Raw genomic sequence first — 26,441 nt, forward strand, 5'->3', positions numbered from 1 at the left:
TCCCTCACATCCGGAAGACGCCGAAGTTGCTGGTGCCCGTGACCTCTGCCGAGTCGATCGCCGACAGGCACAGGCCGAGCACCGTCCTGGTGTCACGCGGGTCGATCACGCCGTCGTCGTACAACATCCCCGACAGGAACGCGGGTACCGATTCGAGTTCGATCTGTGCCTCGATCATGGCGCGCAGTCCGGCGTCGGCCTGCTCGTCGACCACACCGCCGCGCGCCTCGGTGGCGGCGCGCGACACGATGGAGATGACGCCGGCCAGTTGCGCCGCCCCCATCACCGCGGATTTGGCGCTGGGCCAGGCGAACAGGAACCGCGGATCGTAGGCGCGCCCGCACATTCCGTAGTGTCCGGCACCGTAGCTGGCACCCATCAGGACCGAGATGTGCGGCACCGTCGAATTGGACACCGCGTTGATCATCGCCGATCCGTGTTTGATGATGCCGCCCTGCTCGTACTCCTTGCCCACCATGTAGCCGGTGGTGTTGTGCAGGAACAGCAGCGGGGTGTCGCTGCGGTTGGCGAGCTGGATGAACTGGGTGGCCTTCTGCGATTCGGCGCTGAACAGCACCCCCTGCGCATTCGCCAGGATCCCCACCGGGTAGCCGTGGATCCGGGCCCAGCCGGTGCACAGCGACGACCCGTATTCGGCCTTGAACTCGTCGAAGTCGCTGTCGTCGACGATGCGGGCGATCACATCACGCGGATTGAACGGGATTTTCAGGTCGGGCGGCACGATGCCGATGAGTTCCTCAGCGTCGTAACGTGGTTCGAGGAACGGCACGTTCGGTCCGGGCCCCTTCTTGCGCCAGTTGAGGCGGGCGACGATGCCCCGGCCGATGCGGATGCAGTCCTGTTCGTCGGTGGCGTAGTAGTCGGCCAGGCCGGAGGTGCGCGCGTGCATCTGTGCGCCGCCCAGGGATTCGTCGTCGCTTTCCTCGCCGGTGGCCATCTTCACCAGGGGCGGTCCGCCCAGAAACACCTTCGACTGGTTCTCGATCATCACGACGTGATCGCTCAGACCGGGCACGTAGGCGCCGCCCGCGGTGGAGTTGCCGAACACCAGCGCGATGGTGGGGATACCGGCGGCCGACAGCCGGGTCAGGTCCCGGAACATCCGGCCGCCGGGGATGAACACCTCTTTCTGGGTGGGCAGATCGGCCCCGCCCGACTCCACCAAGGACACCACCGGCAGGCGGTTCTCCAGCGCTATATTGTTTCCCCGCAGTATTTTCCGCAGGGTCCACGGGTTGGAGGTGCCGCCCTTGACGGTGGGGTCGTTGGCCACGATCAGGCATTCGACGCCCTCGATCACACCGATCCCCATCACCACCGACGCACCGACCGGGAACTGTGACCCGTGTGCGGCGAGCGGGCACAATTCCAGGAACGCGGTATCGGGGTCGATGAGCAGTTCGACCCGTTCGCGGGCGAGCATCTTGCCGCGCGCGCGGTGGCGCTCGACGTATTTCTCACCACCACCGGCGAGCACCTTGTCGAATTCGGCGGACAGATCGCCGAGTTTCCCGGCCATCGCCGCACCGGCGTCGGCGTAGGCCTCGCCGGTGACGTCCACACTCGAGCGAAGTATTGTCATCGCTGATACCCCAATCGTTTTGCCGCCAGAGCGGTGAGTATTTCGGTGGTGCCGCCGCCGATGCCGAGGATCCGCATGTCCCGGTACTGGCGTTCGACCTCGGTACCGGTCATGTAGCCGAGTCCGCCGAACAGCTGCACCGCCTGGTTGGCCACCCATTCCCCTGTTTCGACGGCGGTGTTCTTGGCGAAACACACCTCGGCGAGCAGGTCGTCGCCGGGGCCCGCGCCGGCATCTCCCGATTCGACGGCCACCTTCCGTTCGACCACCGCGCGGGTGTAGGTGCGGGCGACGTCGATGCGGCGGGCCATGTCGGCGAGGGTGTTCTGCACGCTCTGCCGGGAGATCAGCGGCTTGCCGAAGGTCTCCCGGTCACGGGCCCACCGCACGGTCAGGTCGAGGCAGCGTTGTGCACCGGCGTACGCCTGCACCGCCAGGGCCGCACGTTCGGTGACGAACGCCGCCGCGATCTGCGCGAATCCCGAGTTCTCCGGTCCCACCAGGTTGCCCACCGGCACCCGGACATCCACATACGACAGTTCGGCGGTGTCCGAACTGCGCCAGCCCATCTTGTCGAGTGCGCGGGTGACGGTGAATCCGGGTGTGCCGGTGTCCACCACGAGCAGTGACACCCCCGCCGCACCCGGCCCGCCGGTACGGACCGCGGTCACCACGAAGTCGGCTCGTACCCCGGAGGTGATGTACGTCTTGGCACCGTTCACGACGTAGTGGTCGCCGTCGCGGACCGCACGGGTGCGCAGGTGGCCCACATCGCTGCCGCCGCCCGGCTCGGTGATCGCCAGGCTGCCGATGGTCTCACCGGCCAGGGTCGGCCGCACCCACGTGTCGATCTGTGCCGGGTCCGCGGCCGCGATGATGTGCGGCAATGCGATTCCGTGGGTGAACAGCGAGGCGTAGACGCCGCCGGCGGCTCCCGCGTAGTGCAGTTCTTCGCCGACGACGGTGACGTCGATCAGATCGCCGCCCGATCCGCCCACCTCGTCGTCGATTCCGATCCCCAGCAGGCCGATGTCGGCGGCCGCCCGGTGCAGCGAATGCGGCAGTTCGCCGTCGCGTTCCCACCTGTCCTGGTGCGGCAGAATTAGTTTCTCCGTGAACTCCCGCACCGTCGCCCGTAGCGCGAGCCGTTCGGGGGTATCCCACACCGAGCTACCTATCGGCACTGTTCATTCCTCCCCACCGGCACCTGTGCCGGACAAGAATCGTTCGGGGACATCGATATTCCTCGATCGCAACCACTCGCCGAGCCCCTTGGCCTGCGGGTCGAAGCGGACATTGTCGGCCACACCGCGACCGAGGATGCCCTCGATGACGAAGTTGACGGCGAGCAGGTTGGGCAGCGAATGGCGGTGCACCACCAGATCCGTGGTCTCGGGCAGCAGTTCGCGCAACCTGTCGGTGTCCAGGGTCGCCGACAACCAGTCGAACTGTTCCCGGTTTCGCACCCACACACCGATGTTCGCGCTGCCGCCCTTGTCGCCGGAGCGGGCGCCGGCGATGAGTCCGAGCGGCACCCGGCGCGTCGGACCGTGGTCGGTGTAACCGGCGACCGGCTCGGCCGGTTCGTCGCCGGCCGGCCGGCCGCGCAGCGGGCTCGGGTCGATGCGCTGCACCACCCCCGACGGCAACGCCACCCGATGTTCCACCTCGCCGGCGTCGACGTATCCGGGTTCGAAAACACCATAGGGCGAGCCATGTCCGGGTGGTGCGGTCATCGTGAAGCCGGGGTAGCTGGCCAGTGCGAGTTCGACGGCCGTGGAGGTGAACGTCCGTCCGACGATCGCCGGGTCGGTGTCGCGCACCACGCAGCGCAGCAGCGCGCTGGCCCGTTCCTCTGTGTCGGCGTCGGGCCGGTCGAGTCGCGAGAGGGTCCAGTCCAGGGATGCCGGCCGTGTCGGCAGTGCGGCCTCGAACTGTTCGGTGAACAGTGCGGCCTTGGCGTCGATGTCGAGACCGGTGAGCACCACGTTGATCTCGTTGCGCAGTCCGGCAAGGTAATTGAGCGACACCTTGACCGTCGCGGGGGGTGCCTCGCCCCGCACCCCGCGCACCGCCACCCGGTCGGGGCCCGCCTGGCTCAGTTCGATGGTGTCCAGGCGAGTGGTCACGTCCGGTCCGAGGTAGCGTGGCCCACCGATCTCGTACAGCAGTTGCGCGGTCACGGTGCCCACGGTCACCGCGCCGCCGGTGCCCTCGTGTTTGGTGATCACCGACGATCCGTCGGCGGCGATCTCGGCGATGGGAAATCCGATGCGCGTCGCGGACCCGATCTCGGTGAAGAAGGCGTAGTTGCCGCCGGTGGCCTGGGCGCCGCATTCGATGATGTGGCCGGCGACGGTCGCACCGGCGAGCGCGTCGAGGTCGTGGTACCCCCAGCCGTGCGCGGCGGCGGCGGCGCCGATGGCCAGTGAGGCATCGGTGACGCGGCCGGTGACCACCACGTCGGCGCCCGCGTCGAGTGCCGCCTTGATGCCGAACGCGCCCAGATAGGCGTTGGCGGTCAGGAGCGTCCCCGCACCGTCGGTATTCTCCAATCCCAGCGCCTGTGCCCGTGGCAGCAGGTCGTCGCCCGAGACGAAGCCGATCGACGCGTCGACGCCGAGTCTGTCGGCCAGCTCGCGCAGCGCGACGGTCAGTCCATGCGGGTTGAGCCCACCGGCGTTGACGACGATCTTCACCCCGCGATCGACGGCCAGACCGAGTGAGTCCTCCATCTGCCGCAGGAACGTCTTGGCGTAGCCGAGGTCGGGATTCTTCAGCTTGTCGCGGCCGAGGATGAGCATGGTGAGCTCGGCCAGATAGTCCCCGGTCAGGTAGTCCAGCTCACCGCCTTCGAGCATCTCGCGGACCGCCGTGAATCTGTCCCCGTAAAAGCCCGACGCGTTTCCGACTCTGATCATCGTTCCTCTCCTCGTACCGGGCCGTCGCCGACCCCTCGTCCCCGCCCGGGCGGACCGGCAAAACATTGCGCGATCGACACCCACGTCCGGGCATCGGCGCCGGACACCGCCAACGCCAGATCACCGAACGCCCGCCGCTGGGTGACGAGCAGGCAGAAGTCAATGGCGCTGCCGCGCACGGTGTTCGACGCGTCGACCGGTCCCCATGTCCAGAGTTCGCCCGACGGTGCGGTCAGCTCGATCCGGAACGGTCCGGCGGGCGGTTCGAGTTCGTTGACCAGGTACGCGAAGTCGCGGGTACGCACCCCGAGATGCGCGATCGACTTGATCCGGTCGGTGGGTTCGCGGCGCACCCCGAGCGCCTCGGCGACGTCGAGGCCGTGCGCCCAGGTCTCCATGAGCCGGGCGGTGGCCATCGACGCGGCCGACATCGGCGGACCGAACCATGCGATCACGGCCCCGGCGGGCACAGCCGCCAGCGCATCGGTCAGGCCGGGCCGCCACCGCCGCCACTCCCGGAGTATCTCGGCGGGCCGGCACCGGGCCATCGCCTCGGCCTCGGCGTCGACGAAGCCGAGCGGGTTGGACCACGCGTCGGTGAGGACCGACCCGAACGCGTCCGGGTCGGTGACGGCGATGGTGGCCACCATATCGGTCCAGCACAGATGCCCGATCTGGTGAGCGACGGTCCAGCCGGCCGCCGGGGTGGGCGTGGCCCAGTCCCGCGCGGGCAGGTCCGCGACGATCGCGTCGAGGCTCGCCGACTCGGCGTGCAGGTCCGCGATCAGCTCATCGATCAGCGCCATGTTCAGACGATCACACACCTCCCACAAAAAAGCAAGCACGAACGCTTGTTTTATGAGCGGCCTCCGCACACCCCACCGGCGCGACGCAAGGAGGACGGACGACTCCTCACGCCACACCCGGCGGAAGATCACCCCGTAGAGCATCACCCCGGCAGCGCATCGCCCCGGCGGAAGACCGCCCTAGCGGAAAATCACGTCGGCGACGGCCTTACTGAGCAGCAGGCCATCGCGGGTGCGCAGGACCGCGTCGAACGAGCCGATGCGCCGGCCCACCTTCACCGGCTCCACCTCGACGATCACCTCGCCGCCGTCGACGGCCGGCGACCGATAGAAGCCGACACTCAGATCGGCAACCCGGTAGTCCACCCCCGGCGCGGTATGAGCTTGCGCGGCAAGTGATATCCCCTGCGCGACGATGGTGGCGATGAGCCCGCCGTGCATGGTGCCGAAGTGATTGCCCATCCAGGGGGCGGTGCGCACCACGAACCGTCCCTCCTCGATCCGGCCGTCGAGCAGCCGGACGATCGGTCCGGGGTCGAGGGCGCCGGCGGCGATCGCGTCGACGATGTCACGCCCGGACAGTTCGGGGTCTATCGGTTCGGGCAGACAGCCCTCACCGGCGGCGGACGGCGCGGCGAGCGAATCCATGTCGGTGTCCTCACCACCGCGACCGACCCGCACGCTGCGGGCGGTGCCGGTCACACACAGCCGCCCGGCGGCGGTACGCAGGTCGACGGTGCTGACCCCGTAGGTACCGTCATCGGTTCGCACCTCGGCGCGGCCGGTGAGCCGTTCGGTGACGGCGACGTCGGCGAGCAGCGACATCGACAGCCGCGACTGCAACGTCGACGCTCCGTCCTCCTGGGCGAGGAAGAACGGGAAGCCGCCGACGTGATCGAACAGAACCGCGAACACGGGCAGGTCGATTCGGCCGCGATGGTCGGCCAGGCGCGGGCCGAGCTGGCCCACCAACGTGCCCACCAGACCTTCCCGGCCGAGGTCGCCGACGCCGAACGGCGTGAGCGGGTTGTCGAAGGCGGGCGCCTGGTCGGCGGTGTCTGCTGAGCTCATGCACCGTGTCTACCAAGCGCCGCACCTGACGCCTAGTTCAGGTTCCATGCGGTGTCGGGTGAATCACAGCAGGTGCCGAAACCCGGCATAGGCGGCAACGAGAACATGTTCTAAATTAGTGTGATGGCCGACACTGTGACACAGCTGCTCCTCGAACGTGCCGAGGACGACAATCCCGCCATCATCTACGACGACGAACGCTGGTCATGGCGTGAGTACGTCGCCGAGGCCACCCGCTGGGCGTCGGCCACCATCGAGGTCGCCGGGGCGAGCGAAGCGACGGGAAATGACACCGCGGCGAGCGAAGCGACGGGAAATGACACCGCGGCGAGCGAAGCGACGGGAAATGACACCGCGGCGAGCGAAGCGACGGGAAATGACACCGCGGCGAGCGAAGCGACGGGAAATGACACCGCGGCGAGCGAAGCGACGGGAAATGACACCGCGGCGAGCGAAGCGACGGGAAATGACACCGCGGCGAGCGAAGCGACGGGAAATGTCCCGTTGCATGTCGGCGTCCTGCTGGGCAACACCCCGCAGATGCTCATCGCGCTGGCCGCGGGCGCGCTCGGCGGGTACGTGACCGTCGGGGTCAACAACACCCGCCGGGGTGCGGCGCTGGGCGCCGATATCGCCCGCGCCGACTGCCGGATACTGCTTGTCGACGCGGCACACCGGCCGCTGCTCGACGGCCTCGACCTGCCCGGCGTGCGGGTGTTCGACGTGGATGGTGACCAATGGCGTGGCCGCACAGCACAGGCCGGAGATCTGACTCCGTATTCGGTTCCCGGACCGATGGATCCGTTCATGCTGATCTTTACCTCCGGAACCAGCGGCAATCCCAAGCCGGTCCGATTCGCGCACATGATGATTCCGTTCGCCGGCCCGCCACTGGTGCAGAAGTTCGGCATCACCTCCGAGGACATCTGCTACCTGTCGATGCCGCTGTTCCATTCGGCGGCGCTGCTCGGCGGCTATTGCGTGGCGCTCGTGGCCGGGGCGGCGATCGTACCCGCCCAGTTCTCGGCGTCCACCTTCGTCGACGACCTGCGCCGCTACGGCGTCACCTATGTGCACTATGTCGGCAAGGCGCTGTCGTACGTGCTGGCCACCCCCGAACGCCCCGACGACGCCGACACCCCGCTTCGTGCCGGGTTCGGCAACGAGGCCTCCGACCGCGATCTCGACGAGTTCAGCAGACGGTTCGGGTGCGCGCTGTGGGACGGTTACGGTTCCACCGAGCTCGCGGTGATCATCACCCGCGAACCGAGCACCCCGGCCGGCTCCATCGGCAAAGGATTTCCCGGTGTGGCCGTGTACAACCCGGACACCCTCACCGAATGTCCGCGGGCGCGATTCGATGCGAACGGCGCTCTGCTCAACGCCGACGAGGCGATCGGCGAGATCGTCAACACCGGCGGCGGCGGACTGTTCACCGGCTACCACAACGACGACAAGGCAACCGGTGAACGCCTGCACGACGGCATGTACTGGTCGGGCGATCTGGCCTATGTCGACGCCGACGACTGGATCTATCTGGCCGGGCGCACCGGCGACTGGATGCGTGTCGACGGCGAGAACATGACCGCCGGCCCCGTTGAACGTGTGTTGCAGCGGCTACCTCAGGTCAACCGGGTGGCCGTCTACGCGGTCCCCGATGAGCATGTCGGGGATGCGGTGATGGCGGCTATCGTCCTGGGCGACGACGACTCCCTGTCCCCGCAGCAGTTCGAGGAGTTTCTCCGCGATCAGCGCGACCTGTCGCCGAAGGCCTGGCCGCGCTATGTGCGTATCAACTCCGACCTGCCGACGACCGCCACCAACAAGATCATCAAGCGCCAACTCAAGAACGAGGGCGCGACCGCGGCCGGCGGGCAACTATGGATCAGACCTGCCCGCACCCGCTCCTACGAGGTGTCGGGCGCATGAAACTGGTGATCGGCGCCAACGGTTTTCTCGGCTCACATGTGGTGCGCCGCCTGGTCGCCGACGGCGAGCAGGTGCGCGTGCTCACCCGCGCCACCAGCAACACCAGGGCTATCGACGAGATCCCCGCCGGCGACGGTCGGATCGAGCGCGTCACCGGCGATCTGTTCGACCGCGCGTCACTGGTCGCGGCGATGCGCGGGGTGGACGATGTGTTCCACTGTGCCGTCGACACCCGCGCCTGGCTGATCGATCCGGCGCCGCTGTTCCGCGCCAACGTCGACGGCCTGCGCAACGTGCTCGACGCCGCCGCGGGCGCCGATCTGCGGTCGTTCGTGTTCGCCTCCACCATCGGCACCATCGGTCATCATGACCGCACGGTCGATGAGACCGACGAGTTCAATTGGGGTGATGTGGCCACGGACTACATCAGGTCACGGGTGGCGGCCGAGAACGTGGCTTTGCGGTATGCGCGCGAGGGCCGGGTGCCGGTGCGGGCGATGTGTGTGGCCAACACGTACGGACCGTACGACTGGAAACCCACCAACCACGGAGTCTTTGTCAAAGGTCCTGCCCTGGGTGGCTTTCCGTTCCGCACCCGGGGCATGGCCACCGAGTCGGTCGCCGTCGACGACGCCGCGCTGGCTATGACGCTGGCCGCCGCGCGCGGCCGCAGCGGTGAACGCTACATCGTCTCCGAACGGTTTCTCGATCTGGGTGAACTCATCGAGACCGCCGCGGTGGCCGCCGGGCGGCGGCCACCGCGCCCGGTGTTGCCGCGACCGGTGATGTACGCGATCGGCGCGGGCGGCAGTGCGCTGGCGAAGGTCACCGGCACACCGCAGATCCTCAACATCGACACGGTACGTCTCATGCACTTCATGTCACCGATGAGCCATGCCAAGGCCGAAACCGAACTGGATTGGCATCCGCGTCCGGTTCTCGACGCCGTCGCCGAGGGCGCCCGCTTCTGGGTGGAGCGCCGCGACCGGCGCCGGGCCGAACGCGTGTGACCGGGTCCGTCCGAGGTGTTCGGCGGCCGACCGATGCAAGACCGCCACGAAACACGGACCGGTGATTGCGACACACCGTCTTCGGCAGCTGATCTCCACTTACCGGAGGTCACCGTGTCACGTGAGTAGTCCGACCAGCTCGGTCAGGGTGTAGGGGGCGGAGTCGGCATGGTCGCGATAGGCGACGAAACCCGGCTGATGCGGCTCGAACTTACCGATAAATCCTCCTGCGGCGCTGAATATCTGCCCGTTGATGTGAGCTGCGGCCGGACTGGCGAGGAACACGTACAGCGGCGCGACGTAGTCCGGCGGTGCCGGGTTCAGCGCCGCGTCGCGGGTGAACTCGTCGAGGATGCCGCGCTCGTACAGGCCGTGGATGTGTCGTTCGTAGTCCTCCCCCGTCGACAGCCGTGACCTGGCGCCGGGGGTGATCACGTTCACCCGTACCCCCGAGGGGCCGAGGTCTGCGGCGACGGCCAGCGCGAGCGCGTTGACCCCGCCCTTGGCCGCCGGATAGCCACTGCCGCCGAACATGCCGAGGGAGGCCGCCGATCCGGTGAGCACGATCGACCCCGACCCCTGGTCGGCGAACACCCGTCCGGCGGCCCGGGTGAGGTGGAAGGCGCTCATCAGGTGGGCGTCGAGTTGTGCGCGGAACTCGTCGGTGGTGATGGTCAGGACGGTCGAACCGGCCGGTTCGGCGATTCCCGCGCAGTTGACGGCGATGTCGAGCGCACCGAACTCACCCAGCGCGGTGTCGACCAGCTGCTGCGCGACGCTCTCCTCGCCGGCCGATCCGCGGACGCCGACCGCGTAGCCGCCGCTGCCACGAATCTCGGCGACGGCCGCGTCCACCGCATCGGGGTCGCGGCCGTTGATCACCAGGGACACCCCCGACCCGGCGAGCTGATAGGCGACGGCCAGACCGATGCCGCGGGTGGCGCCCGCGACCACGGCCACCTGACCGGCCAGACCTGGTGTATTCATCAGAGGTTCGCACCCACCGGGGTGATCGGGATGGAACGGCCCCGGTTCTCGAACTCCCAGCTGGCTCCCTTGCTGAACCGGGCGATGGCCACCTCGCCCGACTCCCGCCGGCTCTCGGCGCCCAGCGTGATCCGGACCCGCAGACCGCCCTGGGTGTCCTCGGCGGACACAACCCAGCGGTCACCGACGGCGGTGGCCGCGTCCTGCAGCGGTTCGAGATGTTCGGCGTCGAGCACCGACACCCAGCCGCCGTCGATGACAGCGGGTGAATCGTCGGGGATGATCACCACCACATCCTCAGTGCCATCGGCATTTTCGATGACCTCCGCACTCACCCCGGTGTACTGGACGGGACCGAAGCACGGATGCAGCCGGAAGACCTTGGCCAGATCGGCCGCACCGCTGCCCAACCCGAGGGCATTGCGGACCCGTTCGGCCGCGATCCCGGCGATACCGCTGAGCTGTTTGCGGTAGATGTCGAGGATCTGGTCGGCGTCGTCGGTCTGTCGGCGGACGCTCCACAGAAAGCCCAATGCCAGTAGTTGGTGTTGCAGCGCAACCTCTTCGGCCACCCGGGTGAGCGTGGTGTGTGCCCATTCGCGGAACTGGATGTCGGCCACGAGCGGTCCGCGGTAGTCGACCCAGCCATCGACGGCGGAGGTATCGATCGGGGAGAGCGCCACCGTACCGGCCCGCGACATGAACATGCGCGCCGCGTCCTCGGGCAGCGGCAGTTCCTCGCGGTCGGGTTCGATGGTGACCGTCCACGCGCAGTGCGGATGCCGGTCGGCCGGTGCGCGTGGCGGCCGGTGAATGGGCCGGATCCGGGCACGCCGGTTGGTGGCGATGGCGGTGGCGTCGAAGGTCGGGTCCTCGATGTCGTGGCACATGGTGGTGACATAGTCATCGCCCATCGGTTCCACATCGAGCAGTGCGCCACAATGATTGAGTACGAACGAACCGTGGTATTCGTCCTCGATCTCGTACCGGAAGTCCATGAACTGCGGTGGTGCGCCGATGTCGAGCTGGAGGCATTTGAACATGTCCTCCACGCCGTCGCCGTCGATGCCGAGGGCGGTGCGCATGCGGTGGGTGTACACGGGACTGGCCGCCATCCATTCCTCGATGGCGACCTGCCCCATGACATCACGTCCGAACGCGCCGATGAGGTGCGCCATGCCACTACGGTCGATCAGCTGACCGGTCAGGAGCAGTTCGGGCACCATGGTGGCCAACTGCTCCTGACTCAGGCCGCCGTAGGGGGCTGCGTTGGTCATCGGGCGACTACCAGAACTTGACCGGCGCGGTGCCGTAGTCGTACCAGCCGGGCAGGGTGCCGGGGGCCGACTTCTCGACACGCTTGAGCATCGAGTCGCTCATCTTCTTGTCCGTCATCAGTTCGATGAACAGTGACGACACGTTGCCGTAGTCGAAGAAGTCACGCTGCCAGGAGAACTGGAAGTTGCCGCCGTACTTGAACCAGGAGCCCTGGATGCCGTCGAGGGCGTAGTGCGAGCCGTCCTCGCGGGTAGCCTCGTAGACCTGCTTCCACAGGCCGATCATGTCGCCGGTACGGTCGTCGATCACCCACGCCTGGTACGGATAGGTCCAGCCCTCCAGGCCTTCCATCTCCTGACCGAGGGCCAGTTCGCGGATCTCCTCACGGCCCACCGCCATGAAGTCCTTCTTGGGGCCGTAGTTCCAGCCGTAGGTGGCGTCCTCGGTGTAGAACTCGGCGAGCGGCTTCCAGTCACCGGCCTTCTCGGCCTCGATGTTGGCGGCGAGCCAGCGCTCTTTCATCTCTTCCAGTTCGGCGCGATCAAAAGACATGTGTCTCTCCATGGTTCAGTCGTCGGTTCGTCAAGCTTCTGGGACAATTCGTAGTGCTTGGGTCGGGCAGTACTGGACCGCGGCCAACACCTGGGCCCGCAGGGATTCGTCGGGTTCCTTGTCGAGAACCTCCACCCAGTCCTTGTGCGCCTCGAAGACTTCCGGGGCCTCCAGTTCACACATGCCGTGTCCTTGGCACAGGTCCAGATCCACTTCGATACGCATCTGCGTGCGGCCTTTCTTGCTTCGGCTGTTCGGGAGCTGCCGTTACCGGGCCGCCGGCGACGTCCGCCGCCGGTAGCGCACCTTGCACGGCTGGGCAAGCTGCACAACCATCTTGGAGTGATCGTTGTGGTAGGACTCCGGCGGCTGCGCCAGCTCGAACTCGTAGTTCTGCAGCAGCACCGAGAAGATCGCCTTGAGTTGCATGATGGCGAAAGGCGCTCCGACACAACGGTGCCGGCCGGCACCGAACGGAATCCAGGTCCACCGGTTGGCCAGATCCTCCTGCCGAGGATCGAAATACCGGTCAGGGTCGAAGGATCCGGCGTTCACGAAGTCGGGCTCGAGCTGGTTGGACACCGCGGGCGAGACGGCGATCGACTGGCCTTTGTGGATGATGTGGCCCTCCACCTCGATGTCCTCCTGCGCCACCCGCATCAGGATGATCAGCGGCGGGTGCAGACGCAGCGCCTCCTTCAGCGAGGCCTCCAGCTTGGGGATCTGGCGCATCGCGGCGAAACTGTAGGCGGGCTTGCCTTCTCCCTTATCGGAGTAGATGTCGTCGAGCTCGGCGACAACCTGCTCCATGTAGCCGGGATTGCGCAACAGCTCCAGCAGTGTCCACGCGGCCGTGCCCTGGGTGGTGTGGTGCCCGGCGAACATCATCGAGATGAACATGCCGGTGACGGTGTCGGCGCTGAACATCGGCGTGCCGTCCGCGTTCTTCAGCGACACCAGCACGTCGAGCAGGTCGCGCTTCTCCTTGTCCGACTCCGGGTTCGCCTCGTACTCCTTGAGCACACCGGCCATGAACTCGACGAGTTCGGCGCGGGCGGCGTCGCGGCGCCGGAAGCTCTCAATGTCGGCGTTGTAATCCACGTAGGCGTACGGGTCGGTGCCGCGTTCGAGATCGTGGTAGATCCCCGAGATCCGCTTGGACAGCTTCTCACGGAACTTGCGGCCGATGAGACACGACGACGAGGTGTACAGCGTCAGCTCGCCGAACCATTCGAGCAGGTCGATTTCCCCCTGCTCGCCCCAGTCCGCGATCATCCGCTCGACCTCGTTGGGGATGGTGATCGCGTGCTGCTTCATGTGGGCACCCTTGAGCGCCTGGTTGTGCAGCGCCTTCGACCGCTCCTCGGGGCTGGTGTCGAACACCACGCCCTCCCCGAACACCGGGGTCATGAACGGATACGCGGCGGCCTGGTCGAGCACCTCGTCGGGTGCGCGGAAGAACTCCTCGTTGGCCTGGGCACCGGTCACCAGCACCACCTCGCGGTCGGCGAGCTGGAACTTGCCGACGTCGCCGCACTCGTTGCGGATACGCCAGAACAGGGCGATGGGATCGGTGGCGAGCTCGTCGAGGTGACCGTGCTCCCCCTCTCCTCCGGACACACGTTGGGGCTCTTTCAGGTCTTCACTCAGGCCCGATTCGGTCACGACGGTCATGACGTGTCAGTCCTTTCACAGGTAGTTGTGTCGCCGATTCAGGCGTGAGCTGTGGTCTTCCCGCCGGTTGAGGTGCGAGCTTGCGAGCCTCGAAACCCCCGACCGACGATGCCGGTGGACACCCGCCGACATTCCGATCGCACGGGCATCCGGTCGCCGGCCGATGCGGGATCATGGTCAGTGCTTCGTTTTCGGCACGGCGCCCTCGGCTTCGACCTCCACGATGCGCATGTGCGCCCCGCGGGGCATCGCGATCATTCCGGCGATCGCCTGGGCGATGTGTTCGGGCGAGAGGAAGTTGCCGTGCCGCGCGTTGCCGAACTTGATCCAGTCGTTGAGCATGTCCTCGGTGGTCTTCTGGTCCAGATCCATGCCCATGCCGGTGAGGGTCTGGCCGGGACGCACGAGGCCCGCGCGTACACCGGTGCCTTCGAGTTCCATCTGCACGGTGGCGACGAGGCCGTCGATGCCGGATTTTGCGGCCACGTATGCCGAGGAGAAGGTGCGCGGACGCTGAGTGACGTCGGAGCCGATGAACACGAAGTCGCCTCGGGTGCGCTCGATCATGCCGGGCACCACCGCGCGGTACAGGCGGTAGGCACCGTTGAGGTGGATGTTGATCTGGTCGGTGAACTGTTCCACCGGGGTTTCGTAGGAGCGCCCGACCGCAAGATCGCCGGCACCGGAGACCACCACTTCCAGAGCACCCAGTGCCGCTTCGGCCTTGGCGACGCAGTCGAGCACGGACTGTTCGTCGGTCACGTCCAGGGGCACGGCCACCGCCTCGCCGCCGGCAGCGGTGATCTTGTCGGCCAGCTGCTGCAGTTTGTCGACGCGCCGCGCGGTCAGGGCCACCGGATGTCCAGCCGCGGCGAGCCATTCGGCTGTCGCCGCGCCGATTCCGGAGGAGGCACCGGCCACCAGGACGGGGCGTCGTTCGGGATGTGGGATGAATGCCATGTCAGCGTGCCTGCACTTTCATCGGAAGTTCGGCGAATCCGCGCACATTCACCGAATGCACCCGGACGGCCCGGTCGAAGTCGATGTCGTAGTTCTTCACGGTGCCGATCACCTGCGCGAGGCCGATGTTGCCTTCGAGGCGGGCCAGGTGGGAGCCGAGGCAGAAGTGGGTTCCGATACCGAAACTCATCAGGTTCTGTCCGTTGTCGCGGCCGATGACGTACTTGTCCACGTCGGGCCCGAACACGTCGGCATCGCGGTTGGCCGAGCCGATCAGCAGCAGGACCCTGTCGCCCTCGGGGATGGTGATACCGCCGAACTCCGCGTCTGACAGCACCTTGCGCAGCACCATCTGGCTCGAATTGTCGTATCGCAGGGTCTCTTCGGTCCAGTCCGGGACCAGTTCCGGGTCGGCCAGCACCCGCGCGAGCTGATCAGGATTGCGGGCGGCCCAGTAGACGGCGTTGGCGAGCAGCTTGGTGGTGGTCTCGTTGCCGGCCACGATCATCAGGATCATGAAGCCGATCAGTTCGTCGTCCGAAAGCGAGCTCTTCTCACCGGTCGCGTCGTCGAGGATCTCGGCACCCAGCAGCGCCGAGACCATGTCCTGCCCCGGATTCTTGCGCCGCTCGGCGATCAGGGCGGCGTAGTAGCGGTGCAATTCGAGGTAGGCGAACACGGCAGACTCGGGAACGTCGAGCACGCCTTCGTCACGGTGCACCAGCGCGTCGGACTGTGCGCGCAGGTGCGCGCGATCGGATTCGGGCACGCCGAGCAGTTCGGACACCACATCCATCGGCAGCAGACCGGCGAAGTCGCCGACGTAGTCGAACTCGCCCTTGTCGAGGCAGACCTGCCAATGCTGGGCGGTCAGTTCCCGGATACGCGCGCCGAGTTCGTTGACGCGGCGCGGGGTGAATCCCTTGGACACCAGCTTGCGGATACGCATGTGCTTGGGATCGTCCATCGCCAGGAACGACATCGCCAGATGAGCGTTGGGTCCGTACGACGACGGGTCCATCGACACGCCCCAGCTGTTGGACAGCCGGACGGTGTCGCGAAATGCGTTGCGCACGTCCTTATGCCGGGACAGCGCCCAGAAATCCTGGGTGGCGTTGTAGTACACGGGCGCCTCGGCGCGCAGCCGGGCGTAGGTGGGGTACGGGTCCTCGTGAAAGTCGTAGGAGTACGGATCGAACGGAATGAGATGTTCCATTCCCGCACGGGTGGCCGTATCGGTCATTGCTGGTTCTCCATGATCATTCGGGCTGCGGCGACAAGTCGTTCGGAAGTCTGTTCGTAGCTCAGATGGCCCATCCCGGCGTGGACCAGGCCGCCGGCGTACAGCATCTCCAGGGCGTCGACCAGAGGGCCGGGATTTTCCGGGTCGACCCCGACGGCCTCGGCGAGGCGGACGCGGATGAAGCCGCCGATCCGCCAGCGCAGGTGTTCGACATCAGGGTCGGTACCCAGCAGGGCGACGGTGACCGCGCCGCCGAGCTGCCCCTCCCCCGCCACCACCAGCGATACCGCGCGGAGCACGCCCGCGACGCGATCGACGGGGTCGAGGCCCGGATCGGGAGCCTGCACACCGTCGGCGAGCCTGCGCCAGAATACCTCGGCCACAAGGTGACTCTTGGACGAGAAGTACGTGTACGCGGTGGCCGGCGCAACCCCGGCGCGTTTGGCCACCATCCGCACGGTCAGCCCGTCGAACCCCTCCGTATTGAGCACGTCGACGGCGGCGTCGGTCAGCTTGGCGACGGTCTCGGCCTGCTGAGCGGAGAGTCGGCGACGCGTACTTTCCTGGGACACGGGGCTGGACATGTGAGGCACACTACACTAGGTTTGAACGTGAGTCCAGACACCTGTCCAGATAGGGTTCCAGTTCATGACACTTCGCCCCGCGGTTGCATCCGATCTGCTGATCGACGGCAAACTCGTCCCCGGATCCGGTGGCACCTTCGACATCGTCAACCCCGCCTCGGAAGAGGTCATCGGCAAGGCCGCCGATGCCACCGCCGCCGATATGGACAGCGCGATAGCCGCTGCCCGCAACGCCTTTGACACCACCGACTGGTCCCGCGACCATGCGCTGCGGGCCCGCTGCCTGCGCCAGCTGCGCGACGCCCTGCTCGCCCACGCCGACGAACTGCGCGAACTCACCGTCGCCGAGGTGGGCTGCCCGGTCTTCCTCACCCATGGCCCGCAACTCGAAGGCCCCATCACCGATCTCGGCTACTTCGCCGACCTCGCCGAAAGCCATGCCTGGACCCAGGACCTGGGCGAAGCCACACCGATGGGCATCAAGAACCACCGCGAACTGCGATCGGAAGCCGTGGGCGTGGTCGGTGCGATCACCCCGTGGAACTTCCCGCACCAGATCAACTTCGCCAAGATCGGCCCGGCCCTGGCCGCCGGCTGCACCGTGGTGCTCAAACCAGCCCCGGACACCCCGTGGTGCGCGGCACTCGTCGGCAAGGTGATCGCCGAGGAAACCGACTTCCCGCCCGGCGTCATCAACATCGTCACCTCCTCCGATCACGCCGTGGGCGCGCAACTCTCGTCGGACCCGCGTGTCGATATCGTCTCGTTCACCGGCTCCACCGCCACCGGCCGCAAGGTGATGGCCGCCGCCGCCGAATCGCTCAAGAAGGTGTTCCTGGAGTTGGGCGGCAAGTCGGCGTTCATCGTCCTGGACGACGCCGACCTCGGCTCCGCCTGCGCGATGGCCGCTTTCGCCGTGGTCACCCACGCCGGCCAGGGCTGCGCCATCACCACCCGGCTGGTGGTGCCCCGTGCGAAACTCGCCGACGCCATCAAGGCCACCGGTGACGCGATGGCCGGACTCGCCGCCAACGACCCGACGAATCCCGGAACCATCTGCGGCCCACTGATCTCGGCGACCCAGCGCGAACGCGTCGAGTCGTACATCAGGCTGGCCGTCGAGGAAGGCGGCACCATCGAGGTCGGCGGCGGACGCCCCGCCGACAAGGACAAGGGCTTCTACGTCGAGCCAACCCTCATCTCGGGTCTGGACAACTCGGCGCGGGTGGCCCAGGAGGAGATCTTCGGACCCGTCCTGGTGGTCATCGCCCACGACGGCGACGACGACGCCATCCGCATCGCCAACGACTCCCCCTACGGCCTGTCGGGCATGGTGTACGGCACCGACGAGACCCGCATCAACAAGGTCGTCGACGGGGTGCGCACCGGCACCATGGGCATCAACGGCGGCATCTGGTACGCGGCCGACGTACCGTTCGGCGGCTACAAGGCATCGGGCATCGGCCGCGAGATGGGTGTCCGGGGCTTCGAGGAATACCTGGAGATCAAGGCCGTCGCCCGGCCCGTCTGACCCTCTGGTCACCGGGTTTCGAGGCTCGCAGGCTCGCACCTCAACCGGCAGAATCCCGGTTTCGCACCTCAACCGGCAAGGAGGAGCCCGTTTTCCGCCGGTTGAGGTGCGACGAGCCGCCAGGCGAGGACCCTCGAAACCCGGTGAGACGACAATGTCGGCAACCGGCCACCAAAGCCCCAGTCGCGCGACGAAACCCGAAACATCAACCACCGATAGTCAACGAAGAAAGAAGAATCCCATGAGTTCCGGACGTTTTGACGGCAAGAACATCATCGTGACCGGCGCCGCCGGTGGTATCGGCGAGGCGTACGCCCGCGGCCTGGCCGAGGAGGGGGCCGCCGTGGTGATCGCCGACCTCAACGACGAGGCCGGCGAGAAGGTGGCCGCCGACATCGGTGGCCGCTACATCCACACCGATGTCGCCGATCCGGATTCAGCACTGGCACTGGCCGAGTTCGCGGCCGAGTCGGGCCCGGTGCACGGCCTGGTGAACAACGCGGCGATCTACGGCGGTATGAAGCTCGACTTCCTGATCACCGTGCCGTGGGATTACTACAAGAAGTTCATGTCGGTCAACCTCGACGGCGCGCTGAATGTGACCCGCGCGGTGTATCCGAAGATGACCGAGGGCGGCGCCATCGTCAACCAGTCCTCCACCGCCGCCTGGCTTTACAGCGGCTTCTACGGCCTGGCCAAGGCCGGTATCAACAATCTGACCTTCCAGTTGTCCCAAGAGCTGGGCGGCAACAGGATCCGCGTCAACGCGATCGCCCCGGGCCCCACCGACACCGAGGCCACCCGCACCACCACCCCCGAGGAGATGGTGAAGGACATGGTCAAGGCGCTGCCGATCAAGCGGTTCGGCAAGGCCGAGGATCACGTGGGGATGCTCAAGTTCCTGCTCTCCGATGAGGCGTCCTGGATCACCGGACAGGTGTTCAACGTCGACGGCGGTCAGGTGTACCGGGCATGAGTGGGAACACGATTCGTCTGGGCTATGTGGGTCTGGGCAATATCGGCGGGCCGATGGCGACGAGCCTGGCCAAGTGGGAAGGCGCGATGACCGTCTTCGATCTGTCCGAAAAGGCCGTCGCCACGCTCGTGGACGCCGGTGCGGCCGCGGCGGATTCGCTTGCCGATCTCGGGGCGAGAGCCGACATCATCGGCATCTGTGTTCTCAACGACGCGCAGGTGGTCCAGGTGGTGTCGGGTGAGGGCGGTCTGCTGTCGACCGCCGCTCCGGGCACGATCATCGCGATCCATTCGACGATCAGTCCGCGGACTGCGATCGATCTGGCGGCCGAGGCCGCGGAGAAGGGCGTCGTCGTCCTGGACGCCCCCATCTCAGGGGGTGCGGTCGCCGCCCAATCGGGCCGGCTGGCGGTCATGGTGGGCGGTCCGCGCGAGGCGTACACCCGGCTCAAGGAGCCCTACAAGCTGACCGCCGAGATGCTGATCCATGCCGGTGACGAGGTGGGTGCCGGTACCCGGATGAAGCTGGCCCGTAACCTGCTGCATTTCATCGCGTTCACCGCCACCGCGGAGGCGTCGCGGCTGGCCGAGGCCGCCGGCATCGACATCGCCAAGCTGGGCAAGGTGGTTCGGCACACCGATGCCATCACCGGCGGTGCGGGATCGATCATGTTGCGCGAGACCACGGCTCCGATCGAATCCGATGATTTCTGGTACGGCATCTTCGCGCCGGTGCGAACATTGGGCGAAAAGGACCTGTCGCTGGCCCTGGATCTGGGCCGGGAACTGGGTGTCGATCTGCCGCTCGGCGAGATCGCGTTGCGTGATTTCGCCGCCGCGATCGGCGTCCCGCATATCGAAGGAGAATCAGCATGACAACCGAATCGGTGGATTCACCGGAGCAGACCGAACTCCGCAGGCGGGGTCTGGCCAAGATGTCGGAGGTGTACGGCTGGGAGATGTCCGACGGCCCGGGCGACTTCTTCGCCCACACCTGTGATCAGGTGTTCGGCACGGTGTGGACACGTGAGGGTTTGACCAATCGGGACCGCCGGCTGTTGCTGCTCGGTGCGTTGGCGGCCGCGGGCCAGGAGGACGTCGCCGAGATCCAGGCTGGTGCGGCGCTGACCAACGGTGAGCTGACCCCTCAGCAATTGGAGGAGATCTCGCTGTTCCTCTGCTATTACGTCGGCTGGCCGTTGGGCACCAAGATGCATTTCATGTTCGGCAAGGTGATCAAGAACTACCAGAAGCAGCAGGCCAAGGCCGCCGAATAGCCCGCTCGCCGGTTGAGGTGCGGGGTACCACAACCGGCGAGGGGTAACCTGACCACCGTCAGTAAATCCCAAGGAGAACAATGAAATTCGCACCGCTGTCCGGGGGCAACGGGTGCTCGTTGCTCAGTGCCGTGCCCGGGCCCGACCTCGCGGCCGCCGGCTACACCGAAACCGAGTACGCGGTGTCGGGCTCAGTGGAGGGCGTGGCATCGGACGGGCCGGTTCCGGCCGCGGAGTTCACCACGCGGATCCTGGTGCGCCGGCCGGCGGACGGCGCGAGGTTCAACGGCACTGTGGTGGTGGAGTGGCTGAATGTGAGCAGTGGCAACGACACCCCGGCCGAGTACACCTATGTGGCACCGGAGTTGGTACGCGGCGGGTACGTGTGGGTCGGGGTGTCGGCGCAGTTCGTCGGCGTCGAGGGCGGTTCGGGGTCGGTGGGCATCGGCGGCGACAGTCTGGCGACGAAGGACCCGGATCGTTACGGTTCTCTGCATCACCCGGGTGATGCCTACTGTCACACCATGTTCGCCGCCATTGCCGGCGCTCTGCGCACCGGCACCCCGCTGGCCGGTTTGTCCGTCGAGAAGGTGCTGGCGATCGGCGAGTCGCAGTCTGCGATGGCTCTGACCACCTACGTCAACACCTTTGCCGCCCAGCACGGCATCTTCGACGGGTTTCTGATTCATTCGCGCGCGCTGGCCGGTCTGCCGTTGGGTCCGGTGGGCGGTGCCGCCGATATCGCCGCGACCTTCCGGGGCGCGCCGACTCCCATCGACGGCTCCGTTCCGGTTCCGGTGTTCACCGTGCAGACCGAGACCGATCTGCTCACCGATTTTCGCTTTCATCTGGCCCGCCAGCGGGATTCGGGGACCGTACGCACCTGGGAGGTGGCCGGTTCGGCGCACGCCGACCTGCATCAGGTGGGTCCGTTCGAGGAGTATCTGGGCTGTCCTCAGCCGGTGAACCGGGGCCAGCAGCGTTTCGTGTTGCGGGCGGCGTTGCGCCACCTGAACTCCTGGGTGCACGAGGGTACGGCTCCGCCGGTGGCGCCGCCGCTGTCGGTGGTCACCACCCTGTTGGGCGTGGAGACGGCCGAACCGTTCTTCGACGTCGACGAGCTGGGCAATGCCCGGGGCGGTGTCCGCACCCCGTGTGTGGAGGCGCCCACGCAGGTTCTGTCCGGGATCGTACCGGACGCGCCTTCTCGCATCTGCATGCTGTTCGGTTCCACCGGCTCGATCCCCGGCGACACGCTGCATGCCCGCTACGGTTCCCGCCAGGCGTATCTCGTCGCCTACCGAGCCCACACCGACGCCGCGATCACCGCGGGGTTCGCCCTCGCCGACGATCGCGATGAACTCCTCGCCGACGCCCGCCCCGACCTCATCCCCGAGTAGCCGACGGTGACAACCCCGTTCGCGTCACACCACGATGACCGCACCACCATAGGACGCCACGATCGGATCCCTGGTCAACAGGGTCAGACCCTCGGTACGGGCTTGTGCGAGGAGTATGCGATCAAACGGGTCGCGGTGGATGAGTGGTAGCTCGCCGACCGCACGCACGTGTCGCAGCGAGATCGGCAATGGCTGAAGATCGCATTGTTCCAGCGTCGCACCAAGATTCCGGTCGGATCGCAACTTTCCGATCTGCTGTTTGATAGCAACTTCCCACACCGAGGCCGCGCTGAGGTAGACCTCGGGCTCATTGTCGATGGCGGATTTCACCGCATCGGTCAGTTCATCGGAATCTGTCAGCCACCACAGGACGATGTGGGTATCGAGCAGGAGTCGGTCACCCTTCGGCGCCGTCACCCTTTGCCCTCGAAGTCTGCCGCAATTCGGGCGTTCACCTCATCCGAATCCCAGTCGGACGAGTAGGTTATCTTCCCCGCCAACTCACCCCTGCTGGTACGTGCCGCGCGCCGCCGGTACCGGACGACCTTCGCGACGGGGACGCCGGCCCGGCTGATCACCACATCTTCGCCGTTCTCCACCCGCTCAAGGATCCGCGACAATTGAGACTTCGCGTCGTGCACGTTGTACTGCTCCATGAACACATGTTAGCTAAGTTAGTCCCCTGTCGCGACGATCGTCGGCCACCTGAAACTGGTCGAGGTCCACGTGCAGAAGCCACCGATGGCGGGGCGGCTCGGCGGCGCTCATGGCTCCGAGACCAGCCATCCGGCGCCGCCGCCGTAGCCGACCCGGCAACCCTCAGGCCATCGTCCGACAGTACCGGTGGACGATGGCGGCAGGAGGGTCAGAGAGTCAGGACCACTTTGCCGGTGGCCGAACGGGATTCCAGGCACTGCACCGCCTCCGCGGCCCGCGCCAGCGGAAAGGCCGGTCCCGGGACCGGTCTGAGCGCACCGCCGGCCAGATGCGGCAGCATCGCCGCCCACTCGCCCGCGATGTGCCCGGGGCGCGGCAGGCAGAACGCACCCCAGCCCACGCCGGTGACCGAGATGTTGTTGAGCAGCAGACGATTCACGGCAACGGTCGGAATCTGCCCCGCCGTGAAACCGATGACCAGCAACCGGCCGTGTTCGCGGAGGGTGCGCAGCGAATCGGTGAAGCGGTCGCCGCCCACCGGGTCGACGACGATGTCGACGTTCTTGCCCACGGCATCCTTGAATCCGTCGGCGAGCACGTACTCGTCGGCACCGGCCTCCAGCGCGATGGCGCCCTTCTCGTCGGTGGAGACCACACCGATGACCCGGCCCGCGCCGAACGCCTTGGCCACCTGGATGGCGCTGGTGCCGATTCCGCCGGCCGCGCCGTGAACCAGCACGGTGTCACCTTCGGCGAGATGTCCGCGTTCGATGAGCGCGAAGTAACTGGTGCCGTAGTTGAACATGAACGCCGCACCCTGCTCGAACGATACGGAGTCGGGCAACTTGAACGCCATATCCGGCTGTGCCACAACCCGTTCGGCGAATCCACCGATCAGTGGAAGTGCGCAGACCTTGTCACCGGTCACCAGCCCCGAGCCTTCGGGCGCCGACACCACCACACCGGCCACCTCGGCGCCCGGAATAAACGGCAGCGGCGGTTTCACCTGGTAGAGCCCGCGCGTTTGCAGCAGCTCCGGGAATGCGACACCGGCAGCCTTGACGTCGATGAGCACTTTGCTGTCATCGACAGGCGCGGGGACGTCGACGACCTCCATCGCCTCCGGACCGTCGAGTCTGCTGATGTGGATCGCGCGCATGTGCCTGTCACCCTTCCGGCGGGGCGCGGCGAGTCCCGCGCCGATGGCGACACCTTACCTGAATCGGAATTCAAGTCACAAGGAGGCGGCAACTGCCGCCCCTATCACTCACCGCGACAACGGCGTCGGCGCACTCGGACGGCACCGCACCCCCAGGGCGGCAGAGGCCAACATCGCCGAATCGTATTGGGTACAGAAATATCGGCGATGCCGGTGGGCATATCCTCCGCAAACCCCGGACGCGACCGAATCGACTCGACGATCGCCTCATGCCGAACCGAAACCACACTTGAAGACATAGTTCTCCACTACGACAAGGCGGCCGAGGTATCCAAGCGGTTGGTCCACAACAGAGGGGTTGTCCCCAAAGTCGCAAGGCGAACCGTCCGCGACTGATCGAACACCGGATCAGGCCCTACCGTCTTACTATGCCCGCACCCGAACACGAAGCGCCACTGGACCTCATCCGCAACAGGGCAGAATTCGGAGTCGAGTTGCTCACCGCCATCGCCGATGTCTCGGTCCCGAATCACCAGAGTGCCGCCATCGGTGACAGCGACCTGACTACGCCGGTATCCAAACAACTACTTGCCGATGCCGTCATCGTGCTACGCGACGACGAGCACCACATGGTCGCCGGAATCGTCATCGAAGTCCAGCGCCGCCCCGACGACAGCAAGCGATTCAGTTGGCCCCTCTACGCCAGCGCACTGCGCAGCAGACTCCGAAGCAAGGTATACCTGCTGGTCATCTGCCCGGACACCGGCACCGCGCGATGGGCAGCCACACCAATCGACACCGGCACCGGACTGTTCGCTCCCACAGTCCTGGGTCCCGAACAGATACCGGCGATCACCGACGCCGCGACCACCCGGGCGTCTCCCGAGTTGGCCGTGCTTTCGGCGATGACCCACCCCGACAACCCGGACGTCATCGACGCACTTCCCGCCGTTTTCGCCCCTGACATCCCTCACCATCGGATGTACGCTGCGATCAGCCAGACCGTCTTACCCGAAGCCGCCCGACAACGACTGGGAATGATCATGACCACGCAAGCACACGCCTGGGTCGCAGACACCGACTGGGGCCGAGAACTCATCGACAAAATCAGGGCCGAAGCCACCAAGGAAGGGCTCGCCACAGGTATGCGGCAAGGCATGCAACAAGGCATGCAACAAGGGATGCAGCAAGGGATCCAGCAAGGGATGCAACAGGGGATGCAACAGGGCTTCGCCTACCAGGCCCGGATGGTACTGGCGGTGTTGCACGCCCGTGGCATCGACGTCGATGACTCCGTACGTGAGCGCATCACCCGATGCCAGGACCCCGACCAACTCGAAACGTGGGCAACCCGCGCGGCCACCGCCACCGTCCTCGCCGATGTCTTCGACTGACGTACATCGACTGCCGGCCGAATACGCCGCCTATGCCATCTGCCAGCACCAGCACCTACTCGCTACGGTCGCGGCCCAGTCTCAACGAGATACCAAGAAGCCGCTGAAACAACAGCGGGCAGATGCTATTTCAGCGGAGAGTATCGGCACTCCTCCTACGAAAACCGCCCCGCATATGGCGGGGCGGTTCTCGTCGATGCCGTGCCAGCTACTGCTAAGCGGGCGTCGTCGGAGTGGTCGGGCTCGAGGACTGGCCGTCGCTGCTCTGTCCCGAGGAGCCATCGTCGAACAGGTTGACGAGGAGGGATTCGAAGGTATTACCGAACTGTGCCATTTCGGATTCCTTTCATGATCGTATAGTTATTGCGTGCCCGCAAATGAAGATTGACGATGCGCTGGGAGCGGAAGCAAGCCCGCTTAGCTGCTGCCCCACTCGGTGCCCCCATCGGAGCTGCCGGTGACGAGGTCGAAAACCAGCGTATTTTCGAATTGCCAGAGAAGATCTTTGCCTACCATGTGACTTCTCCATTCATGTGGTGGTGACGTGCGGAACTCGGATGCCCGCATCGCACATGCGCCGGATCGGTGCCCAGCGGATCTGGTGCCGGAAGCGATAAGGGCGGGGTCCGCTTGTTATGAACACCCGCCCTTACCGGCCTACCGGTTTCTGCTCAATCAGCCGAGGCTGAACGGCTTGCCGTAGATGCTGACAACACCCTTGACGGCCTCGGTGTTGACGGTAACCTTGACCTTGGCCTTGCCCTCGGCAAAGCCTCCACAGCCGGTGACCTTGAAGGACTCGTCCTTGAACGCGGCGCCACCCTTCTTACCCTTGAACCTGAAGGAGTTGACGGCATCGTCGTCGTCATCGGCCTCCTGGATGATCGGCACGTAACCGGCCTGACCGGGACCGAGGGACAGGTTCGCCGAAGCCGTTGGGGGAACGCCGCTGTCTCCGGGGGTGTCGATGCCGCCCCCGGTTGTCAATGTTGCACCATTGGAAGACGGTGCCAGGGTTCCTGACACATCACCGCTAACGTCAGCCGTCGAGTCAATGCCAATGGCTACCTGGCAACCGATGATGTAGCCAGCTGCAATGCTGCCACCCTCGGCCTTACCGCCGACAGTGACGCGAACCTTGCCCGACACCCACACCTCGCGGGTCAGGTTGAAGGACTCGACGATGGTGTTCTTGTAGCGGACGTTCTGATCGAACAGGTCGATCTTGACGGGGGTGCCGTCGACGAGCTTCTTGGTGGCGGTGGTGCCCGGCACCTTGCCGGCGACGGCGCCACCGGCGCCGAGGGCGCTCAGGCCGAACGCGGAGACAGCGGCGAGGCTGACTCCGGCGACCACGCGGCGCGTGATGGTCTTGCTCATGATTCCCCTTCGTGGAGTGTGAAGATCTGCGCTTCGGCAGATAAATCTCA

At 66.3% G+C, this 26,441-nt stretch carries 25 protein-coding genes; 8 read left to right on the top strand and 17 right to left on the bottom strand.

The features are described from left to right. Positions 1-4: 4 nt before the first annotated feature. The 5 genes from GII31_RS17555 to GII31_RS17575 all read right to left on the bottom strand — a co-directional run bounded on the left by GII31_RS17555 (position 5) and on the right by GII31_RS17575 (position 6,401). A complete protein-coding gene (locus GII31_RS17555; protein WP_213244655.1) occupies positions 5-1,603 on the bottom strand; it encodes an acyl-CoA carboxylase subunit beta in 1,599 nt (532 codons plus the stop codon). Next, a complete protein-coding gene (locus GII31_RS17560) occupies positions 1,600-2,787 on the bottom strand; it encodes an acyl-CoA dehydrogenase family protein (protein WP_213244656.1) in 1,188 nt (395 codons plus the stop codon). The genes GII31_RS17555 and GII31_RS17560 overlap by 4 nt, the downstream gene beginning before the upstream one ends. A 3-nt stretch (positions 2,788-2,790) precedes the next feature. Then, a complete protein-coding gene (locus tag GII31_RS17565) occupies positions 2,791-4,524 on the bottom strand; it encodes an acyclic terpene utilization AtuA family protein (RefSeq protein WP_213244657.1) in 1,734 nt (577 codons plus the stop codon). Next, on the bottom strand, positions 4,521-5,330 hold the full coding sequence (locus tag GII31_RS17570) for a TIGR03084 family metal-binding protein (protein WP_213244658.1): 810 nt from the start codon (positions 5,328-5,330) through the stop codon (positions 4,521-4,523). Before GII31_RS17570 ends, GII31_RS17565 begins: the two co-directional genes overlap by 4 nt. A gap of 180 nt (positions 5,331-5,510) precedes the next feature. After that, positions 5,511-6,401 carry a PaaI family thioesterase gene (locus tag GII31_RS17575; RefSeq protein ID WP_213244659.1) on the bottom strand — a complete coding sequence of 297 codons (891 nt, stop codon included), beginning with the start codon at positions 6,399-6,401 and terminating at the stop codon, positions 5,511-5,513. A gap of 123 nt (positions 6,402-6,524) precedes the next feature. Between GII31_RS17575 and fadD1 the strand changes: the two genes are divergently transcribed. Then, positions 6,525-8,330, top strand: coding sequence for a fatty-acid--CoA ligase FadD1 (gene fadD1 / locus GII31_RS17580; protein ID WP_260840075.1), 1,806 nt, complete (start codon positions 6,525-6,527; stop codon positions 8,328-8,330). Then, positions 8,327-9,340 (top strand): NAD-dependent epimerase/dehydratase family protein, encoded by a 1,014-nt coding sequence (locus GII31_RS17585; protein WP_213244661.1) that lies wholly within the window; start codon positions 8,327-8,329, stop codon positions 9,338-9,340. The genes fadD1 and GII31_RS17585 overlap by 4 nt, the downstream gene beginning before the upstream one ends. Before the next feature lie 117 nt (positions 9,341-9,457). On the opposite strand, the gene GII31_RS17590 is transcribed toward GII31_RS17585, so the two are convergent. The 8 genes from GII31_RS17590 to GII31_RS17625 all read right to left on the bottom strand — a co-directional run bounded on the left by GII31_RS17590 (position 9,458) and on the right by GII31_RS17625 (position 16,618). After that, the gene (locus tag GII31_RS17590) at positions 9,458-10,327 is read right to left on the bottom strand and encodes an SDR family NAD(P)-dependent oxidoreductase (protein ID WP_213244662.1); all 870 of its coding nucleotides are present in this window, start codon (positions 10,325-10,327) and stop codon (positions 9,458-9,460) included. After that, positions 10,327-11,604 carry a hypothetical protein gene (locus tag GII31_RS17595; protein ID WP_213244663.1) on the bottom strand — a complete coding sequence of 426 codons (1,278 nt, stop codon included), beginning with the start codon at positions 11,602-11,604 and terminating at the stop codon, positions 10,327-10,329. Before GII31_RS17595 ends, GII31_RS17590 begins: the two co-directional genes overlap by 1 nt. Before the next feature lie 7 nt (positions 11,605-11,611). Further along, a complete protein-coding gene (locus tag GII31_RS17600; RefSeq protein ID WP_213244664.1) occupies positions 11,612-12,157 on the bottom strand; it encodes a Cif family virulence factor in 546 nt (181 codons plus the stop codon). A gap of 30 nt (positions 12,158-12,187) precedes the next feature. Then, positions 12,188-12,382: a ferredoxin gene (locus GII31_RS17605; protein ID WP_213244665.1), complete on the bottom strand. Its 195-nt coding sequence runs from the start codon at positions 12,380-12,382 to the stop codon at positions 12,188-12,190. A gap of 42 nt (positions 12,383-12,424) precedes the next feature. Then, positions 12,425-13,831: a cytochrome P450 gene (locus GII31_RS17610; protein WP_213244666.1), complete on the bottom strand. Its 1,407-nt coding sequence runs from the start codon at positions 13,829-13,831 to the stop codon at positions 12,425-12,427. Between the two features lie 177 nt (positions 13,832-14,008). Then, on the bottom strand, positions 14,009-14,791 hold the full coding sequence (locus GII31_RS17615; protein WP_213244667.1) for an SDR family oxidoreductase: 783 nt from the start codon (positions 14,789-14,791) through the stop codon (positions 14,009-14,011). Between the two features lies 1 nt (position 14,792). Continuing rightward, a complete protein-coding gene (locus tag GII31_RS17620; protein ID WP_213244668.1) occupies positions 14,793-16,034 on the bottom strand; it encodes a cytochrome P450 in 1,242 nt (413 codons plus the stop codon). Continuing rightward, positions 16,031-16,618 carry a TetR/AcrR family transcriptional regulator gene (locus tag GII31_RS17625; RefSeq protein ID WP_213244669.1) on the bottom strand — a complete coding sequence of 196 codons (588 nt, stop codon included), beginning with the start codon at positions 16,616-16,618 and terminating at the stop codon, positions 16,031-16,033. The genes GII31_RS17620 and GII31_RS17625 overlap by 4 nt, the downstream gene beginning before the upstream one ends. Before the next feature lie 64 nt (positions 16,619-16,682). Between GII31_RS17625 and GII31_RS17630 the strand changes: the two genes are divergently transcribed. The 5 genes from GII31_RS17630 to GII31_RS17650 all read left to right on the top strand — a co-directional run bounded on the left by GII31_RS17630 (position 16,683) and on the right by GII31_RS17650 (position 21,801). Beyond that, entirely contained in the window at positions 16,683-18,149 is a 1,467-nt protein-coding gene (locus GII31_RS17630) for an aldehyde dehydrogenase (protein ID WP_213244670.1), read from the top strand. Positions 18,150-18,390: 241 nt separating this feature from the next. Then, the gene (locus GII31_RS17635; protein WP_213244671.1) at positions 18,391-19,125 is read left to right on the top strand and encodes an SDR family oxidoreductase; all 735 of its coding nucleotides are present in this window, start codon (positions 18,391-18,393) and stop codon (positions 19,123-19,125) included. After that, positions 19,122-20,000, top strand: coding sequence for an NAD(P)-dependent oxidoreductase (locus GII31_RS17640; RefSeq protein WP_213244672.1), 879 nt, complete (start codon positions 19,122-19,124; stop codon positions 19,998-20,000). Before GII31_RS17635 ends, GII31_RS17640 begins: the two co-directional genes overlap by 4 nt. Further along, positions 19,997-20,401, top strand: a complete 405-nt coding sequence (locus GII31_RS17645; protein ID WP_213244673.1) for a carboxymuconolactone decarboxylase family protein — start codon at positions 19,997-19,999, stop codon at positions 20,399-20,401. The genes GII31_RS17640 and GII31_RS17645 overlap by 4 nt, the downstream gene beginning before the upstream one ends. Positions 20,402-20,481: 80 nt before the next feature. Beyond that, on the top strand, positions 20,482-21,801 hold the full coding sequence (locus tag GII31_RS17650) for an alpha/beta hydrolase domain-containing protein (protein WP_260840076.1): 1,320 nt from the start codon (positions 20,482-20,484) through the stop codon (positions 21,799-21,801). Between the two features lie 24 nt (positions 21,802-21,825). Here GII31_RS17650 and GII31_RS17655 read toward each other — a convergent pair whose 3' ends face one another. From GII31_RS17655 to GII31_RS17665, 3 genes are all read right to left on the bottom strand, one after another. Then, positions 21,826-22,218 (bottom strand): type II toxin-antitoxin system VapC family toxin, encoded by a 393-nt coding sequence (locus tag GII31_RS17655; RefSeq protein WP_213244675.1) that lies wholly within the window; start codon positions 22,216-22,218, stop codon positions 21,826-21,828. Next, entirely contained in the window at positions 22,215-22,457 is a 243-nt protein-coding gene (locus GII31_RS17660; protein ID WP_213244676.1) for a type II toxin-antitoxin system Phd/YefM family antitoxin, read from the bottom strand. The genes GII31_RS17655 and GII31_RS17660 overlap by 4 nt, the downstream gene beginning before the upstream one ends. Positions 22,458-22,666: 209 nt before the next feature. After that, the gene (locus tag GII31_RS17665) at positions 22,667-23,617 is read right to left on the bottom strand and encodes an NADPH:quinone oxidoreductase family protein (protein WP_213244677.1); all 951 of its coding nucleotides are present in this window, start codon (positions 23,615-23,617) and stop codon (positions 22,667-22,669) included. A 428-nt stretch (positions 23,618-24,045) separates the two neighbouring features. Here GII31_RS17665 and GII31_RS17670 point away from each other — a divergent pair, with 428 nt between their 5' ends. Continuing rightward, positions 24,046-25,011 (top strand): hypothetical protein, encoded by a 966-nt coding sequence (locus tag GII31_RS17670; RefSeq protein WP_213244678.1) that lies wholly within the window; start codon positions 24,046-24,048, stop codon positions 25,009-25,011. A gap of 675 nt (positions 25,012-25,686) precedes the next feature. On the opposite strand, the gene GII31_RS17675 is transcribed toward GII31_RS17670, so the two are convergent. Continuing rightward, a complete protein-coding gene (locus tag GII31_RS17675; protein WP_260840077.1) occupies positions 25,687-26,391 on the bottom strand; it encodes an MspA family porin in 705 nt (234 codons plus the stop codon). Between the last annotated feature and the right edge of the window lie 50 nt (positions 26,392-26,441).

Origin of the sequence: Gordonia pseudamarae (assembly GCF_025273675.1) — a bacterium.
GTDB lineage: Bacteria > Actinomycetota > Actinomycetes > Mycobacteriales > Mycobacteriaceae > Gordonia > Gordonia pseudamarae.